We start from the raw sequence: 18,327 nt of genomic DNA, 5'->3' as shown, positions 1-18,327 counted from the left end.
GGCCGCCTGGCTTTATCCCCTCAATCCGCCTTGTTGCGGCGGGCAGGGAATAGGATGACGTCGCGGATCGACGGGGCGTTGGTGAGCAGCATGATCAGGCGATCGACACCGATGCCGAGGCCGCCGGCGGGGGGCATGCCCTGGTCGATGGCGTCAAGGAACTCGTCGTCCAGCTGCTTGTCCTTTTCGCCGCGGGCATGGGCCTGCTCCAGCTGCTCCACCATGCGGCGGCGCTGCTCTTCGGGATCGTTGAGTTCCGAGAATGCATTGCCCACTTCCCAGGCGTTGCAATAGCTCTCAAAACGCTCGACAAGGCGCGGTTCGCCCGGTACTTCCTTGGCGAAGGGCGAGATGTCCTTCGGGAAATGGGTGACGTGGCTCGGCTGGATCAGCGTACCTTCGACCTTTTCTTCAAAGATGAAAGCAAGGCATTCGCCCCAGGTCCAGTCCTTCTCGACGGCGAAACCGGCAGCCTTGGCGGCAGCGCGGGCTTCTTCGTCGGTCTTGATGGCGAGGAAGTCGATGCCCGTCGCTTCCTTCACCGCATCGGGCATGGGAACGCGCTTGAACGGACCCTTGAAGGAGATCGTCTGGCCCTGGAATTCCACCTCGGTGGTGCCATGCAGCGAGATCGCGAGCGTCTCGAACAGCCGCTCAACGAGACCCATGATGTCTTCGTAGTCGGCATAGGCCCAATAGCACTCCATCATGGTGAATTCAGGATTGTGCCGGGTGGAGACGCCTTCATTGCGGAAGTTGCGGTTGATTTCGAACACCTTGTCGGAAAGGCCCGATACCAGCGTGCGCTTCAGGAACAGTTCCGGCGCAATGCGCAGATACATGTCCATCTTCAGCGTGTTGTGGAAGGTCTTGAACGGATCAGCCGTCGCACCGCCATAAACGGTCTGCAACATCGGCGTCTCGACTTCGAGGAAACCTTCGGCTTCCATGAAACGGCGGATGCCGGAGAGAATCTTCGACCGCTGAAGGAAGCGCAGCTTGGATTCCTCGTTAGAGAGGATGTCGAGGTGGCGCTTGCGGTAACGCAGCTCGATGTCGGAGACGCCGTGCCACTTCTCCGGCATCGGCAGCAGCGACTTGGTCAGCATGGTGATTTCTTCGGCGTTGATCGTCAGTTCGCCGCGCTTGGTGCGGCGCACCTTGCCGGTTACGCCGATGATGTCGCCGATATCGATCATCGGCAGCAGGTTGCGAGCCGCTTCCGGCGTCGTATCCTTGTGAGAGAAAATCTGCACCTTGCCGGAGGCGTCATGGATATCCATGAACATGCCGGAATTGCGCGAGGAATAAACGCGTCCCGCCACCGTCACCGTATCGCCGGTTTCGACGTCGGCTTCGATATCGGCATATTTTTCCGCCAGCTCGGCATTGCTCATCGTGCGGTGGAAATGCGCCGGATAGACGTCGCCGATCTGCTCGCGCAGCAGCGCAAGTTTCTGGCGGCGCACTTCTGTCGCGTCGGAGGAAAGGGCGGTGGTTTCGGTCTTGGTGTCGGTCATGTTTTTTGCCTTAAGCGGGCTTGTTCGTTGCGGTTACCCTTTGCGCTCGGGGCTTACCCCCCTCTGTCCTGCCGGGCATCTCCCCCTCAAGGGGGGAGATCAGATGCCACGCCCGCCCGTTCCATGGGCAAGGTGTCAGCCGCTTGTCGATCTCCCCCCTTGAGGGGGAGATGCCCGGCAGGGCAGAGGGGGGGTACCCCAAGCAGAGGGGTATATTTCAAGATGCCGGCGTGAACGCCAACACCAAATTATCAGCTTCCGCTGCCAACCATCGTGGCCACAACGGTAATCGCAGCCTTCAGGCGCTGGCGCACCACAGAGCGGCCAAGCAGCGCCATCGAGTCAAACAGCGGCAGCGAGCGCGACGATCCGGACATGGCGACGAACAGCGGCGGGGTGACGACGCGCAGCTTCTTGCCGGTGCGTTCGGCCACATCGCGCAGCTCGGCCTCGATGGCTTCCACGTTCCAGTCAGGCATCTTTTCGAGGTCTGCTGCAACGGTGGTGAGGATTTCGTGGATTTCCTCCGGCTTGCTCTTCAGCCCGGCAAAGGAAGCGGGTGTGAGGCCAGCATCGCTTGCGAGCAGAAAGCCGGCAAGGTTCGGCAGCTCACCGAGCTTGGAAACGCGGCTCTGGGCAAGCTTCAGGCCCTCGGTCAGGCGGGAATTCTCCATCGCCCATTCCATTGTGCGGGCAATGAACTCTTCCGGCGAGAGCTTTTCGCGCAGCCAGCGGCCGTTCAGCCAGTCCAGTTTCTGGATGTCGAAAATAGCGCCGGCTTTGGAAAGCGCCTCCGGGTCGAACTTTGCGGCGAGCTCTTCCATGGTGAGAAGCTCTTCGCCCTCGGCGATCTGGATGAAAAACAGGCCAAGGAAGTTCATCAGCGCTTCCGGCAGGTAACCGAGCGCAGAATAATAGGAGATCGAGGTCGGGTTCTTGCGCTTGGAAAGCTTCGACTTGTCGGCGTTGCGCATCAGCGAAAGATGCATGAACACCGGCTCCTGCCAGCCGAAATAACGGTAAAGCAGAATGTGCTTGGGCACAGATGCCAGCCATTCTTCGCCGCGCGCCACATGGCTGATCTTCATCAGGTGGTCGTCGATGACATTGGCCATGTGATAGGTCGGCATGCCGTCGGCCTTGATCAGCACCTGCATGTCGACGGAATCCCACGGGATCGACACGTCGCCATAAACGCCGTCATGGAAATCGCACGACCCTTCGGTCGGAATTTTCATGCGCACGACGTTCGCTTCACCGGCGGCAACGCGGGCGGTCACCTCCTCGGCCTTCAGGTTGAGGCAATGGCCGTCATATTTCGGCGGCTTGCCGGCCGCGCGCTGGGCTTCGCGCATCTGCTCCAGCCGCTCGGGCGTGCAGAAACAGCGGAAGGCATGGCCTTTTTCGAGAAGTTCTTCGGCATATGGCCAATACATGGCCTTGCGCTCGGACTGGCGGTAGGGGCCGTGAGGGCCGCCGACATCGGGGCCTTCCGACCAGGTGAGGCCGGTCCAGCGCAGGGCTTCCAGCACCTTCTGCTCGTATTCGAGGGTCGAGCGGGTGGCGTCGGTATCCTCAATGCGCAGGATGAACTCGCCGCCGTGTTTCTTGGCGAAGAGATAGTTGAACAGCGCGATATAGGCGGTGCCGACATGCGGCTCGCCGGTGGGGGAAGGTGCGATGCGGACGCGAACGCCGGAAGTGGTCATGAAATTCACTCGTCGTGACGTGGCAGTGACATCGGGGCGGCTTCACCCGTCTGTCACGATGTTTTCGTTTGGATGCGGCAGGAAATCATGTTGGAAGACGCAATGAAAGCGCCTTTTGCACATTCCCGTTCGGCTTCGGCTTAGGCCATATTCTGCCGCAGGCGTCAAGGAAATACGAAGCCCGCGCTTGTTCAGCGTCCCAGCTGAGAGCCCTAGTTCACGGGCCAGACGTAAAGTAGCATGGGAATGCTGGCGATGACGATCATGATCGACAGCGGCAGGCCAAGCCGCGGATAGTCGCTGAAGCGGTAACCGCCGGGGCCCATGACCAGAGTGTTGCACTGGTGGCCGATGGGGGTGAGGAAATCGCAACCCGCGCCAATTGCCACCGCCATCAGGAAGGCCTCTGGCTTGAAACCGAGTGTGGTGGCGAAACCGGCGGCGATGGGGGCCATGACCAGCACGGTGGCGGCATTGTTGAGAAAGGGCGTGACCGCCATGGCTGTGAGCAGGATCATGCCGAGCGCCGCAAAGGGCGGCAATCCCTGCGCGGCCTGGCCAAGCCAGGCGGCCATGAGTTCGCTTGCGCCGGTGGTGCGGAGCGAGTCGCTGACGGGAATGAGGGTGGCGAGCATGACGAGGATCGGTCCGTCAATGGATTTATAGACCTCGGTCAGCGGGATCGCACCGACGACGATCATCAGGAAGGCGGCTGCGAAAAAGGCGACGGAGACCGGCACCACCCCGCTGCCGGCGGCGATCATGGCGGCGGCAAGCACGATGACGGGCAAAAGCGCGCGGCGCTGCACGCCCAGCAGGATTTCCCGTTGCGCCAGCGGTAAGAGCGAAAATTCCTGCAGCACCTGCGGCAGGTTCTTGCGGCTTCCCTGTAGAAGAACGACATCGCCCGCCTGCAATGTCAACTCGGAGAGCCGCTGGCTGACACGCTGGCCGCGCCGGCTGACGGCGATCAGGTTGACGCCGCGCGTATAAGAGAGTGAAAGCTCGCGCGCGGAAATGCCGCTCAGCACCGATTCATTGCTGATGACGGCCTCCATGGAAATGAGATCGGCAGTCTTCTGGCCGTTCTCCATCAGCGGCTTGCCGGAGAGCTGCAACTTTGCCTGGGAGACGATGCGGTCCAGCCCCTCCGGGCTGCCTTCGAGCAGAATAGTGTCGCCAGCTTTGAGCTTCACGTCGGGGAAGGGGGAGATGCGCCGCGGCCCGCGCAGGATCGTGCTAGCAATCACGTCGCCATCGGCCTGTTTCAGCAGCGTGCGCAGCGGCTTTTCCGCAAAGTTGCTGTCCGCCGGCAGCGTCGCTTCCGCCGTATAGGAGGCTTGGTCGAGAATATCCTCTACAGAGGCCTTTTCGCGGTTGCGCACCGGCAGAAGCCGGTAACCGAAGGTCAGGAAGATGATGCCGATGACGGTGAGGCCGGCTCCGACGGGTGTGAAGTCGAACATCGAAAAACTCTGCCCGGTCATTTCTTCGCGCAGTCGTGAGACGACGATATTGGGCGAGGTGCCGATCTGCGTCATCAGCCCGCCCAGGAGTGCGGCGAAGGCCATGGGCATCAGATAATAAGAGACCGGACTGCCGGACTTGCGGGCGAACTGGAAAGCGACCGGCATCATGATGGCGAGCGCGCCGATATTCTTGATGAAGGCTGACATGACCGCGACGACGATCATCAGGAAGGCAAGTTGCAGGCTCTTCGAATGCATTTCGGGAAAATATTTCTTGATCGTCATGTCGACGACGCCTGACCGCGCCACCGCCGAACTGACCACCAGAGCGCTGCCGACGATAATCACGATATCATCCGAAAACCCGGAAAAAGCCTTGTCGAAAGGCACGACGCCAAGAACCACCGCCACGAGCAGCGCACTGCAGGCGACGACATCGTAACGCAGCCTGTCCCAGATGAACGCAACCATCATGCCGGCGATGACGGTGAAGGCGAGGATCTGGTCTGTCGTCATGCTGGTTCATGCTTTCGAAGGAGAAGCGGAGAATGACTCTATCGACGAGGATATCAAAGAACGCAAGCCGGGGTGAAGCGGTTCCGGAGTGGATACGGCCATTCCTGCCTTTCCGTCATGCCGGCCCCGCACCGGTATCCGGCCGCCGGGGCTCTCACGCAGCGGGAAGAGTTTTCTCAGCCCAAGGGCCTGGGCTGAAAATATGCGGGATCTGGTCCGGCATGACAAAAGGAAGTGCCGTCAATGCGCCTCTTCCGCGCTGGCCTTCTTCCTGCGCCTCGCATTGCGGGCGAGCATGTTGAGCAGTTCCACCAGCGCCGAGAACGCCATGGCGGCATAGACGTAGCCTTTCGGAACATGGAAGCCCATGCCTTCGGCGATCAGCGTTGTGCCGATCATCATCAGGAAGGCGAGCGCCAGCATGACGATGGTGGGGTTGCGCTCGATGAAGTTGGCGAGCGGCGTTGCGGCCAGCAGCATGACGGTGACGGCCACGATGACCGCGACGATCATGATCGGCAGATGCGGTGTCATGCCGACGGCGGTGATGATGCTGTCTACCGAGAAGACGAGGTCGAGCAGCAGAATCTGGCCGATGGCGGCGCCGAAATTCATAGCGGCCGGGCCGCCCACCATGTCTTCCTTGTGATCTTCCGGGTCGACATTGTGGTGAATTTCCTTCGTGGCCTTCCACATCAGGAAAAGACCGCCGGCGATGAGAATCATGTCCTTCCACGAGAAAGCATGGCCGAAGACTTCGAAGACCGGCGTGGTGAGCTGCACGATCCATGCGACGGTGCCGAGCAGGCCGAGGCGCATGATGAGCGCAAGGCCTATACCGATCTTGCGGGCTTTTTCGCGCTGTTCGGGCGGCAGCTTGTTGGTGAGGATGGAGATGAAGATCAGGTTGTCGATGCCGAGCACGACCTCCATGACGATCAGCGTGACGAGCGCCACCCAGGCGGCGGGGTCAGATAAAAGAGGGAGAATGGACTCCATCAGGTCGTTTTTCCTTTCAGCAACAAGGCCAGCCGAAACAGCCGGTGGGTGGAACTTATAGCGCAATACGCGAGAAACAAGGAAATGATGGCTCCACAGCGCAGGATTTTATCGAAATTTCGCGCAGTCCGCGTATTGGCATATTTTCCGTTGCTGAATGATTTCAGGCCTTGTCGGTTCCGTAGGCGGCCATGAATACCATAATGGCGCTGGCGATCACCCGGTCCAGCTCTTCTTCCGGAACCGGGCCGTCGATCTCGCCGAACAGGCGCAGCTTGAAGAAGGTGCCGGTGGAAAGCTCGATATATTGCCGGGCGGCCAGTTCCACGTCATCGACCTGCAGATGGCCGAGCGCGACATGATGTTCGATGAAATCCTGGAGCACGGTGCGGACATTGTTGGGCGCGGCGATGAAGAAGCGCTGCGCCAATTTCGGCATGCGGTCGATGACGCCGATGACCGACCGCATGGCCGGGATCATCTCGGAACAGATCATCTTGTTGGCGAAGGCCTTGCCGAATTGTCTCAGTCCGTCGCGCACCTCTTCGGTGCCGGCGAGAATATCGCGCATCGAGTTGGCGAATTCCTGCCGATGGTGATCGACCAGCGCGGCGAACAGGTCCTCCTTGTTGGAGAAATAGACATAGATCGTGCCCTTGGAAACGCCCGCCTCGCGCGTGATGTCGTTCATGCTGGCGGCATCGAAACCCTTGCGCTTGAACACGCGCCAGGCACCTGCCAGAATCTGCGCGCGTTTGGCCGGGTCTTCGCCCGCCGCAAAACGCCCGGCGGCATTGCCCGGACAGCCCGTTTCCGTTTCCGTCTCCATATCCCTGTCTTCACCTGCCATCGCTACCGCCTCTTAGCATTGCAATGGCGTAAAAAAAATTAACCGAACGTCGAACCAATCGGTTCGATAACACTTGATATGTGTCAGGAAAGAGATTATGTCAATCGAACCGAACGGTTCAGTTCGAAAAACTTTCTTCAATCTATCACGGTAAGCTCTCATGTCGGCCCAGAAGAATAGCGCGGTTCGCGCCGTCAACGATGCGGAAGAGGCGGATATCTCCGCCAAGGCCGAGACCTCTCCCGCAAAGCCGGCCGAGGCTCCGGCCGCGCCGCCTGCTCAGACAACGGCTGCGCCGAAGCAGAAAAAGCGTTCCAAACTTCTCCCCGTCATCGCCGTCGCCCTGCTGGCCGGTGCTGGCTGGTATGGTTATAACTGGTGGACTGACGGGCGCTTCCTTGTGTCGACGGACGACGCCTATATCGAAGGCGACATTGCCGTCATCGCACCGAAGGTTTCCGGCTACGTCGCCAAGGTGAACGTCGTCGAGAACCAGGAAGTGAAGGCAGGCGATCCGCTGGTGACGCTGGACGACGGCGATTACCGCATCGCCCTTGAGCAGGCCGAAGCGCAGATCCGCACCGAAGAACTGTCGCTGAAGCGCATCGATGCGCAGATCATCGGCGGCGAAGCTGCACTGGAACAGGCGGTTGCCCAGAAGGGCGCGCTGGATGCCGCCCTTCGCGGCGCTGAAATCACCCAGAAGCGCGCGAGCGAGCTACAGGCGAAGGATGTCGGCACGGTCGCCGCCTCCGACAATGCGCAGGTCGCGCTTGATCAGGCCAAGGCGAATGTCGTGGCCGGCGATGCCGCCATCGCTTCGGCCAAGGCCAATGTGGAACTTCTGCGTGCCCAGCGCGAGGAAGCCGAAAGCACCATCCGTTCGCTGCAGCTCTCGCGTGACAAGGCCGCCCGTGACCTGTCCTTCACGGTTCTGAAGGCGCCCTATGACGGCGTCATCGGTAATCTGGCGGTGCAGAGTGGCGATCTGGTGTCAGTCGGCAAGCGCCTGGCGTCGCTGGTGCCGATGAACGAGCTTTATATCGACGCTAATTTCAAGGAAACGCAGCTCGCCCGCGTTGTGCCGGGTTCGAAGGTTCGCGTCCATGTCGATGCTTTCGACGATGCGACCATCGAAGGCACGGTGCAGTCGATCTCGCCCGGCTCAGGCTCGGTCTTCTCCATGCTGCCGCCGGAAAACGCGACGGGCAACTTCACTAAGGTCATCCAGCGCGTGCCGGTTCGTATCGTCTTCTCCAAGGAAGACCTTGAAAAGCACAATCTGCGCGCCGGCCTCAGCGTCGTTGTCGATGTCGATACCCGCACGGCGCCGGAAACCACGAAAACGGCGCAAGCCAACCCGGAAGCCAAGTAAGGCGCATCGCTGATGCGCCGTTGAGGTCAAGATCATGGCGGCTACGGTTGTCGGTACGGGCGGGGCGTCCATCCCCGCCGATCCCCCGATGGACAGGCGCAGGCTCATCGCGTTTTTCGCGATGGTCTTCGGCATGTTCATGTCCATTCTCGACATTCAGATCGTCTCCGCCTCGCTTGCGGAAATCCAGGCCGGCCTCGGCGCGGGGTCCGATGAGATCGCCTGGGTGCAGACGTCCTATCTGATCGCGGAAGTGATCATGATCCCGCTGTCGGGCACGTTGGCGCGCATCCTCTCCACGCGGGTGCTCTTCGCCACTTGTGCTGCCGGCTTCACCATATCGAGCGCGCTTTGCGCCACCGCCACCAATATCGACCAGATGATCGTCTATCGCGCGATCCAGGGCTTTATCGGCGGCGGTATGATCCCGTCGGTCTTTGCGGCGGCCTTCACCATCTTCCCGCCGTCGAAGCGTTCTGTCGTCTCGCCGATCATCGGTCTTGTCGCCACGCTCGCACCCACCATCGGCCCGACGGTCGGCGGTTATCTTTCCAATGCCTTTTCCTGGCACTGGCTGTTCCTCGTCAACATTATCCCCGGCATCATCGTCACCATCCTGACCTGGAGCCTGATCGATTTCGACAAGCCGGAAAAGTCGCTCTGGAAGAAGTTCGACTGGTGGGGTCTGCTTTCGATGGCGGTTTTCCTCGGCTCGCTGGAATATGTGCTGGAAGAGGGCAACAACAAGGACTGGTTCAACGACGAACACATTGTGCTGGGCTCGATTGCGATGGTCGTCGGCGCCGTCGTGTTCTTCTGGCGCGCCTTCAAAGTGGAATTCCCTGTCGTGGATATCCGCGCCTTTGCCGACCGCAACTTCTCCATCGGCTCGCTCTTCTCCTTCGTCATGGGCATCGGGCTTTATGGCCTTACATATCTCTACCCGCTCTATCTCGGCCGGGTGAGGGGATATGATGCGCTGATGATCGGCGAGACCATGTTCGTATCCGGTCTTGCCATGTTCTTCACCGCGCCGATTGCCGGCAAGGTCTCCACCAAGCTCGATCCGCGCATCATGATGGCCATCGGCTTCATCAGCTTCGGCTGCGGCACATGGATCATGACGCATGTGACGACGGACTGGGATTTCTACGAGCTGTTGATCCCGCAAATCCTGCGCGGTTTCGGCCTGATGATGTGTATGGTGCCGATCAACAATATCGCGCTCGGCACGCTGCCGCCCGCCCGTATCCGCAATGCATCCGGCCTCTTCAACCTCACCCGTAACCTCGGCGGCGCGGTTGGTCTTGCCATCATCAACACCATGCTGTCGCAGCGCACGGACGACCATTATGTGCGGCTGGCCGAACATATCAGCTACTCCAACCCGCAGGCGCTGGAATGGCTGAACAATGTCGGCGCCAACTACGATTCCTACGGCCTGGACGGCGCATCCATCGCGGTCAAGAAAATGGTTGGCATGGTCTCGCAGCAGGCATGGATTTTGGCCTTCGCGGATGTGTTCTTCGCGCTGACGATCCTGTTCTCCAGCCTGATCTTCATGACCGTGCTGATTCAGAAACCCAAGGCAGCGCCGCCGCCAGATGCGGCGCACTGATAACAATCCCCTCCCATCCACCGCAGAGCTGGGGCCGTCGGAATGACGGCCCCTTTTTTGCGTCCGTCCAAAATTCCAATGCGGCTGTTGGCCGATTTCAGCTGTTGATCGCAACGGGCAATCCATGTATACCAATTATTGAGGTACGTACCTCAAATAATGCACAGAGGGAGCGAAATCGGGGCCGGGAGGACGGTTGATCTGGATTTTTGCCGCTGGGCAGAGCTGTTCAGAGGGGGAGATCATGACGGACTTGGAACTCACTCCAAACTTTGCAATCAGGCCAGACTTTGCCATAACGGATGAGCAGTCGCTTCGCGGGTTGTTCGAGCCGACACATGCGCTGGCGATACAGAAGTGTCAGGACAGGCTTGGCGTACATGCGCAGGAATTCATAAGACGGTCCCCGTTTCTCTGCATCGGTACCCAGAATCTCGAAGGAAGGGCCGATGTCAGCCCCCGCGGCGATCCGCCGGGCTTCGTAAAGGTTCTTGATGGCCGCACCCTGGTGATCCCGGACCGGCCGGGCAACAATCGCCTTGATACTCTCAGCAACATCATCGCCAACCCCGTTGTGGGTCTGTTGTTCATCGTGCCCGGCTTTGACGACACCCTGCGGGTGAACGGGCGGGCGACACTGAGCTACGATCCCGATCTTCTTCAGCTCATGAGCGTTGCGGATCGTATTCCCAAACTTGCCATCGTCGTGAAGGTTGATGAGGTCTTCATGCATTGCGCCAAGGCATTCCGGCGCTCCCACCTGTGGGATCCCGCGCATTTGCAGGTCCGGTCGGAAATGCCCTCGCTTATCAAGATCATTCTCGATGAGACAACGGGGGCGCCGAGGGACGGGCGCGAGATGCAGAAGATGGACGAGCAGCTGGAGCAGGACTACCGGCGGACGCTTTATTAACCTCAGCCCATGCGGGCATCGATATTCCGCAGCCGGTTGATGAAATATGAGGTACGTACATCATTTTTCGATTTACGGCGGCGGCAAAGCTGGATATGCAAGGGGGAGGGAGGAGCCATGAAGCCGACAGTTCATGATATTGCAGAGCGGGCAGGCGTCAGCCTTGCCACCATCGACCGGGTGTTGAACATGCGCCCTGGCGTGCATGCGGCGACGCGGGCGCGGGTGGAAGCCGCCATTGCCGAGCTTGGTTATGTGCGCGATATCGCGGCCGCCAATTTGGCCAAGGGCCGCAACTACTCCATGGTCTTCATCCTGCCCGGCAATGACAATTCCTTTATGGCGACGCTGCGCGCCGAGGTGCGGGCGGCGGCCAGCCGCTCCCATCTGGAGCGCACGGCCATCCGTGTCATCGAGGTGCCGCCGTTTAATGCCGCGGCACTGACCGAGGCACTGGAAGTTGCACGCCGGGAAAAGCCCTCGGGCGTTGCCTTCGTCGCAACCGATTCCGAAGACGTGGCCGAGGCCGCCGACCGGCTGGCGGAAGATGGCATCGCCACTGTCACATTGGTGTCCGACCTTTCCGGCTCGAGGCGCGATCATTATGCCGGTGTGGACAACGTTGCGGCCGGACGCACGGCGGCAAGCTTGATGGGGCGTTTCCTCTCCGGGCGCGGCGGCGATGTCGCCGTTGTTGCCGGCTCCATGCTGGTGCGTGACCATCGCGAACGTCTGGAAGGATTTCGCGCCGTCATCGAATCGGAATTTCCCCAGCTGCGGTTGCTGCCGGTGCTGGAGGGCAGGGACGATCCGCTCACCGTCGATGCGCTGGTGCGCGATGCTCTACGCAATGATGCCCTTTCCGGTATCTACAGTCTCGGTGCCGGCAATCGCGGTCTCATCCGCGCGCTTTGTGCCGCAGATGGCGAAAGAGCGCTTTCGGTCATCGCCCATGAACTGACGGAAAACACCGCCAATGCGCTGCGGCAAGGGCTGCTCGATGCCGTGCTCAACCAGGATGCGGGACATGAGGTGCGCAGCGCCATCCGCGTGTTGAAGGCGCGCGCCGATGGCCTGCCCGTCATCGCCGCGCAGGAACGTATTCGTATCGACATCTTCCTCAGGGACAATCTTCCCTGAGCAAACAGGCTGGAAGTGGCGCAAGGCGCGCCGGAATGGAGAAATACATGTATCTCGGTCTCGATCTTGGCACGTCAGGCGTCAAAGCCCTGCTGATGGACGGCGATCAGAAAATCATCGGCTCGGCCAACGGCTCGCTGGATGTTTCGCGCCCGCATCATGGTTGGTCGGAACAGGACCCGGCAGACTGGATCGCCGCGACAAAAACCGCCGTTGCCGGCCTGAAGCAGAAGTTTGCGAAAGAGCTTGCCGCCGTCAAGGGCATCGGCCTTTCCGGTCAGATGCATGGCGCGACGCTTGTGGATGCCGAAGGCAAGGTGCTGCGCCCCTGCATCCTGTGGAACGACACGCGCTCCCATGCCGAGGCTGCCGCTCTCGATGCCGATCCGCGTTTCCGCAAGATCACAGGCAATATCGTTTTCCCCGGTTTTACCGCGCCGAAGCTTGCCTGGGTGGCGAAGAACGAGCCCGACATCTTCGCGAAAGTGGCCAAGGTGCTGCTGCCGAAGGATTATCTGCGTCTTTGGCTGACGGGCGAATATATCTCCGAGATGTCCGACTCCGCCGGCACCGCCTGGCTCGATACCGGTGCGCGCAAATGGTCTTCCGATCTGCTTGCGGCGACGGGGCTCGATGAAAAACACATGCCGTCGCTGGTGGAAGGCACGGATGAGGCGGGCGTTCTGCGCAGTGAGCTGGCTTCCGAATGGGGCATTTCCGGCCGTGCCGTGGTCGCCGGCGGCGCGGGCGACAATGCCGCTTCCGCCTGCGGCATGGGCACGGTGAAGGAAGGCCATGCCTTCGTATCGCTAGGCACATCGGGCGTGCTCTTTGCCGCCAACGCTTCTTACCTGCCGAAGCCGGAAAGCGCCGTGCATGCCTTCTGCCATGCGCTGCCCGACACTTGGCACCAGATGGGCGTCATCCTCTCCGCGACGGATGCGTTGAACTGGTATTCGCGCCTCACCGGCCAATCCGCTGCCGATCTGACCAGTGAACTCGGCGAGACGCTTCTGGCCCCCTCCGGCGTCACTTTCGCGCCCTATCTTTCCGGCGAACGCACGCCGCATAATGATGCTGCCATCCGTGGTTCCTTCATCGGCCTGTCGCATGAAAGCGACCGCAAAGCGCTGACCCAGGCCGTGCTGGAAGGCGTGACCTTCGCCATCCGCGATAATCTCGAAGCGCTGAAATCGGCCGGCACCTCAATCTCCCGCGTCACCGCCATCGGCGGCGGCTCGCGCTCGACTTACTGGCTGGCCTCGATCGCCACCTCGCTTGGTGTTCCCGTGGATATTCCGGCCGAGGGCGATTTCGGCGCGGCCTTTGGTGCCGCCCGCCTCGGCCTGATTGCCGCGACCGGGGCCGATCCGGTGGCCGTCTGCTCGCAGCCGGAGACGGCGCGGACGATTGAGCCGGTGGCTGATCTGGCCGCGGCTTATGAGGAGGCTTACAGGCGGTATCATGCGCTTTATCCGGCGATAAGGGCGCTTTCGCAGTGAGACGCGGCGTGTGCGGCGTCACCCCCCTCTGCCCTGCCGGGCATCTCCCCCTCAAGGGGGGAGATCGGCAAGTGGCGGACACCTCACTTCATACTACGCCTCGCGAGAGGTGAGGACGTAACTACGAGTCGATCTCCCCCCTTGAGGGGGAGATGTCCGGCAGGGCAGAGGGGGGTGAGCCACACCCTCCAACCTTGAAATTGTCAAACACCACCCAAGCCCACCATGGAGGAACCACCCAATGACGACAGGCTTCTTCGGCGATATCGCCAAGATCAAATATGAAGGCCCCGACAGCACCAATCCGCTGGCCTTCCGCCACTACAATCCCGACGAGATCGTCGCCGGCAAGCGCATGGAAGATCACCTGCGTTTCGCGGTAGCCTATTGGCACACCTTCACATGGCCGGGCGGTGACCCCTTCGGTGGCCAGACATTCCAGCGTCCGTGGTTCGAAGACACCATGCAGGCCGCCAAGCTGAAGGCCGATGTGGCTTTCGAATTTTTCTCCCTGCTCGGTTCGCCGTTCTATTGCTTCCACGACGCCGATGTGCGCCCGGAAGGCAAGAACTTCGCCGAGAACACCAAAAATCTCAACGAAATCGTCGATTATTTCGCGCAGAAGCAGGCCGATACCGGCGTGAAGCTGCTGTGGGGCACGGCCAACCTTTTCTCGAACCGCCGATTCATGTCGGGCGCTGCGACCAATCCCGATCCTGACGTCTTCGCTTTCTCCGCAGCCACGGTGAAGACCTGCATGGATGCCACCAAGAAGCTTGGCGGCGCCAACTATGTTCTGTGGGGCGGTCGTGAAGGTTATGAAACGCTGCTCAACACCGATCTGTCGCGTGAACTCGACCAGCTCGGCCGTTTCCTCAATCTGGTGGTGGAATACAAATACAAGATCGGCTTCGAAGGCACGATCCTGATCGAGCCGAAGCCGCAGGAGCCGACCAAGCACCAGTACGATTACGATGTCGCCACCGTTTATGCCTTCCTGCAAAAGAACGGTCTCGAAAAGGAAGTGAAGGTCAATATCGAGCAGGGCCATGCCATCCTCGCCGGCCATTCCTTCGAACATGAGCTGGCCATGGCCAATGCCTTCGGCATTTTCGGCTCCATCGACATGAACCGCAACGACTACCAGTCCGGCTGGGATACCGACCAGTTCCCCAACAACGTGCCGGAAATGGCGCTGGCTTATTACCATGTTCTTGCCGGCGGCGGTTTCAAGAACGGTGGCACCAACTTCGATTCCAAGCTGCGCCGCCAGTCGCTCGATCCGCAGGATCTGCTGATCGGCCATATCGGCGGCATGGATTGCTGCGCCCGTGGCCTGAAAGCAGCGGCGAAGATGATCGAGGACGGCGCATTGTCGAAACCGCTTGCCGAGCGTTACGCCAAGTGGGATTCGGCTGAAGCCCAGAAGATGCTGCGTGGCGAGCTGAAGCTGGAAGAGATTGCAGCGCTGGTCGAGCGTGAGGATATCAATCCTGAGCCGAAGTCCGGCCGTCAGGAGTATCTGGAAAACGTGGTCAATCGTTACGTTTGACGGGAATGTCGGGGGCGACGGTAACGTTGCCCCCATCGCCGACGCGCCGGCCGAATCGGCGTCACCGTATCCTGACGCTGCGTCTTGTCCGCCTTAACCCTATGATATTGAAGGGTCGGGCGGCCGTGGAAACGACATTTGCCACACTGAAGAACCGTATTGGCCCCGGCGTGATCCGCTACCGTGGGATCGTCGAGACAAAGGCGCAGATCTTGCTAGCAGTGGTGGCTTTCAACACGCCCCTCTGGGTGACATTGCCGACGCCGACAACGTCTCATCGGGCCTGAAATCCACCCAAACCACCCTCAAGACCACGAAAAAGCCCGCCTCAGACAGAGGCGGGCCAGCGATACGCTTCCAAAATCTCCAGACCAGAAAGGGGCCAGGCGATGGATATTGCAACGCGCCTCCCCGGTGCGAAGAAACGTGCTGCAACCTCCAGCCCGTCTTAACGACCGGCGTTGTAGGCCGCGATTGCCGCCATGTTAACGATGTCGCTGTCTTTCGCGCCCATCGAAGTGATCTGCACCGACTTGTCGAGGCCGACGAGAAGCGGGCCGATGACGGTCGCGCCGCCCAGTTCCTGCAGCATCTTGGTGGAGATGGAGGCGGAATGGATGGCGGGCATGACCAGTACATTGGCCGGGCCGGAAAGACGCGCGAAGGGATACTGGCTCTGCATGCGGTGATGGTTGAGTGCTATATCGGCCGACATTTCGCCATCGACCTCGAAATTGACGTTTCGCTTGTCGAGGATTTTCACGGCCTCACGTACTTTGTCGGAGCGTTCGCCGACCGGCTGGCCGAAAGTGGAATAGGCGAGCATGGCAACGCGCGGTTCGTAACCGAAACGGCGTGCAAGGTGGGCGGCCTCTTCGGCGATATCCGCCAGGTCCTCGGCATTCGGCATATCATGCACGGCCGTATCGGCAACGAAGACGGTTCGGTTGCGCGAGACCACCAGCGAAACGCCGATGACGCGATGGCCGGGCTTTGTGTTGATGCAACGGCGAATATCTTCCAGCGCCGTGGAGTAATTGCGGGTGACGCCGGTGACCACGGCGTCCGCATCGCCCATCGCCACCATGCAGGCGGCGAAATGGTTGCGGTCGTTATGGATCAGGCGCTGTACGTCGCGCAGCAGGAAACCGCCGCGCTGCAGGCGCGCATAGAGGTAATCGACATAGGCATCGACACGGCTGGAAAGGCGCGCATTGGTGATCTCGATATTGGCGCGGTCGAGATCGATGCCGGCGCGTTCCGCATTGGCCCGGATGATGTCGTCACGGCCGAGCAGGATGGCGGTGCCGAGGCCCTGCGCGGTGAAGGAAATCGCCGCGCGCATGACCTGTTCTTCTTCGGCTTCCGCAAACACGACCCGCTTGGGCGAGCGGCGCACCCGTTCGTAAAGGCGCTGCGTGGTGGAAGCCATCGGGTCGCGACGGGCGGAAAGCTCGCGGGCATAGGCATCGAGATCGGGCAGCTCCCGGCGGGCGACGCCGGTTTCAATCGCCGCTTTCGCCACGGCCACAGGAATTGCCGAAATCAGGCGCGGATCGAAGGGAACCGGAATGATGTATTGCGACCCGAAGCGCGGACGGTTGCCCTGATAGGCGGCGGCCACATCGTCAGGCACATCCTCGCGGGCAAGATCGGCCAGCGCCTGTGCCGCCGCGATCTTCATCGCATCGTTGATCTGGCTGGCGCGAACATCGAGCGCGCCACGGAAGATATAGGGAAAGCCGAGGACGTTATTGACCTGGTTCGGGTAGTCCGAACGCCCGGTCGCCATGATGGCGTCGTCGCGGATGCGCGACACTTCTTCCGGCGTAATTTCCGGGTCCGGATTGGCCATGGCGAAGATGATCGGCTTCGGCGCCATGGAGCGGATCATCTCTTCGCTGAAAGCGCCCTTTTGGGAGAGGCCGAACACCACATCCGCACCCTTCATGGCTTCCGCCAGCGTGCGGTTGTTGGTTTTCACCGCATGGGCGGATTTCCACTGGTTCATGCCTTCGGCACGGCCCTGATAGATCACGCCCTTGGTATCGCAGAGCGTGATGTTTTCAGGGTTGAACCCCATGGCCTTGATGAGGTCCATGCAGGCGATTGCCGCAGCGCCCGCGCCGTTGCAGACCAGCTTGGTGGTCTTGAAGTCGCGGCCCGTCAACTCGATGGCGTTGATGAGGCCGGCGGCGGCGATGATGGCGGTGCCGTGCTGGTCGTCATGGAAAACGGGAATGTCCATCAGCTCGCGCAGGCGGCTTTCGATGATGAAACATTCCGGCGCCTTGATGTCTTCCAGATTGATACCGCCGAAGGAGGGTCCGAGGTAACGCACACAATTGATGAACTCATCGGCGTCTTCGGTATCGACCTCGAGGTCAATGGAATCGACATCGGCGAAGCGCTTGAAAAGGACCGACTTGCCTTCCATGACCGGCTTGGAGGCCAGAGCGCCGAGATTGCCGAGACCCAGGATGGCGGTGCCGTTGGAGATGACCGCAACCATGTTGCCGCGCGTTGTATAATCGTAAGCGGTCGCCGGATTTTCGGCGATGGCTTTCACTGGTACGGCCACGCCAGGCGAATAGGCAAGCGACAGATCCCGCTGCGTCGCCATCGGCTTGGTCGGGGTGATTTCCAGTTTCCCCGGCCTGCCTTGAGCGTGAAAATCCAGGGCTTCCTGATCCGTAACCGATGTTCTTGTGCTGGCGGGCTTCGTCGTGTCGGACATGGGCTGAACGTGCTTTCGTGTCGATAACATTGTAAAAATATCCGCCGTTGTTATTGTATTTTTCGCGCGTCTGCCAAGTCTTGAATGTTGTTCAGTGCAGCAAATTTAAGCGTGATGAAATTTGCGGCCGGATTTAATCGATTAAGTCGTCGTTCTTGACCCGTTGCTGGATTATCCGGCCCGTGCGCCACCGCCCGACCGCAGATGCGGATCCGTGGGTGGTGCATTGCCGCGATCCTCGTGGGCTTTTCCGTGGCGAGTTCTGTGGAACCTCACAAGCCATGTCGCGTTAGCGAAACGGGTCCCCGGGCAATCGACATGTCCTCCAAATGCCCTGTTGCTCATTCACCAAGCTTTCACAAGGCGAATTTATGAGCTTGCGCTTGCCCGCTCGCAAACCGATGATGGCGGCATTGGGAAATATGTA

12 protein-coding genes and 1 pseudogene are annotated in these 18,327 nt (G+C 60.4%); 7 read left to right on the top strand and 6 right to left on the bottom strand.

The features are described 5' to 3' along the window. Positions 1-20: 20 nt before the first annotated feature. Complete coding sequence (lysS, locus tag BS627_RS20520) at positions 21-1,520, bottom strand: lysine--tRNA ligase (protein ID WP_004445220.1); 1,500 nt, start codon at positions 1,518-1,520, stop codon at positions 21-23. A gap of 32 nt (positions 1,521-1,552) precedes the next feature. Between lysS and BS627_RS24900 the strand changes: the two are divergent. Next, positions 1,553-1,753 (top strand): annotated as a pseudogene (locus tag BS627_RS24900) (bifunctional diaminohydroxyphosphoribosylaminopyrimidine deaminase/5-amino-6-(5-phosphoribosylamino)uracil reductase RibD); the annotation flags it as partial. A gap of 18 nt (positions 1,754-1,771) precedes the next feature. Here the strand turns inward: BS627_RS24900 and gltX are convergent. The 4 genes from gltX to BS627_RS20500 all read right to left on the bottom strand — a co-directional run bounded on the left by gltX (position 1,772) and on the right by BS627_RS20500 (position 7,063). Then, positions 1,772-3,229, bottom strand: coding sequence for a glutamate--tRNA ligase (gene gltX / locus BS627_RS20515; RefSeq protein WP_077985022.1), 1,458 nt, complete (start codon positions 3,227-3,229; stop codon positions 1,772-1,774). A gap of 212 nt (positions 3,230-3,441) precedes the next feature. Next, positions 3,442-5,214 carry an SLC13 family permease gene (locus BS627_RS20510; protein WP_077985021.1) on the bottom strand — a complete coding sequence of 591 codons (1,773 nt, stop codon included), beginning with the start codon at positions 5,212-5,214 and terminating at the stop codon, positions 3,442-3,444. Positions 5,215-5,454: 240 nt separating this feature from the next. Further along, a complete protein-coding gene (locus BS627_RS20505; protein WP_077985298.1) occupies positions 5,455-6,213 on the bottom strand; it encodes a TerC family protein in 759 nt (252 codons plus the stop codon). Positions 6,214-6,376: 163 nt separating this feature from the next. After that, complete coding sequence (locus tag BS627_RS20500) at positions 6,377-7,063, bottom strand: TetR/AcrR family transcriptional regulator (protein WP_077985020.1); 687 nt, start codon at positions 7,061-7,063, stop codon at positions 6,377-6,379. A 160-nt stretch (positions 7,064-7,223) separates the two neighbouring features. Here BS627_RS20500 and BS627_RS20495 point away from each other — a divergent pair, with 160 nt between their 5' ends. The 6 genes from BS627_RS20495 (at position 7,224) to xylA (ending at position 15,163) form a co-directional block, all read left to right on the top strand. Then, complete coding sequence (locus BS627_RS20495; RefSeq protein ID WP_077985019.1) at positions 7,224-8,438, top strand: HlyD family secretion protein; 1,215 nt, start codon at positions 7,224-7,226, stop codon at positions 8,436-8,438. 34 nt (positions 8,439-8,472) lie between these two features. Continuing rightward, complete coding sequence (locus BS627_RS20490; protein ID WP_077985018.1) at positions 8,473-10,056, top strand: DHA2 family efflux MFS transporter permease subunit; 1,584 nt, start codon at positions 8,473-8,475, stop codon at positions 10,054-10,056. A gap of 244 nt (positions 10,057-10,300) precedes the next feature. Beyond that, the gene (locus BS627_RS20485; protein ID WP_077985017.1) at positions 10,301-10,969 is read left to right on the top strand and encodes a pyridoxamine 5'-phosphate oxidase family protein; all 669 of its coding nucleotides are present in this window, start codon (positions 10,301-10,303) and stop codon (positions 10,967-10,969) included. A 117-nt stretch (positions 10,970-11,086) separates the two neighbouring features. Next, positions 11,087-12,109, top strand: a complete 1,023-nt coding sequence (locus tag BS627_RS20480) for a LacI family DNA-binding transcriptional regulator (protein WP_077985016.1) — start codon at positions 11,087-11,089, stop codon at positions 12,107-12,109. A gap of 47 nt (positions 12,110-12,156) precedes the next feature. Then, entirely contained in the window at positions 12,157-13,611 is a 1,455-nt protein-coding gene (gene xylB, locus BS627_RS20475; RefSeq protein ID WP_077985015.1) for a xylulokinase, read from the top strand. Positions 13,612-13,852: 241 nt separating this feature from the next. Continuing rightward, positions 13,853-15,163, top strand: coding sequence for a xylose isomerase (xylA, locus tag BS627_RS20470; RefSeq protein WP_077985014.1), 1,311 nt, complete (start codon positions 13,853-13,855; stop codon positions 15,161-15,163). Between the two features lie 448 nt (positions 15,164-15,611). Here the strand turns inward: xylA and BS627_RS20460 are convergent, their stop codons facing one another. Further along, positions 15,612-17,900: an NADP-dependent malic enzyme gene (locus BS627_RS20460; protein ID WP_077985012.1), complete on the bottom strand. Its 2,289-nt coding sequence runs from the start codon at positions 17,898-17,900 to the stop codon at positions 15,612-15,614. Between the last annotated feature and the right edge of the window lie 427 nt (positions 17,901-18,327).

It is taken from the genome of Agrobacterium salinitolerans (assembly GCF_002008225.1).
Lineage (GTDB): Bacteria > Pseudomonadota > Alphaproteobacteria > Rhizobiales > Rhizobiaceae > Agrobacterium > Agrobacterium salinitolerans.
This window is presented reverse-complemented; position numbering and strand designations above follow the sequence as displayed.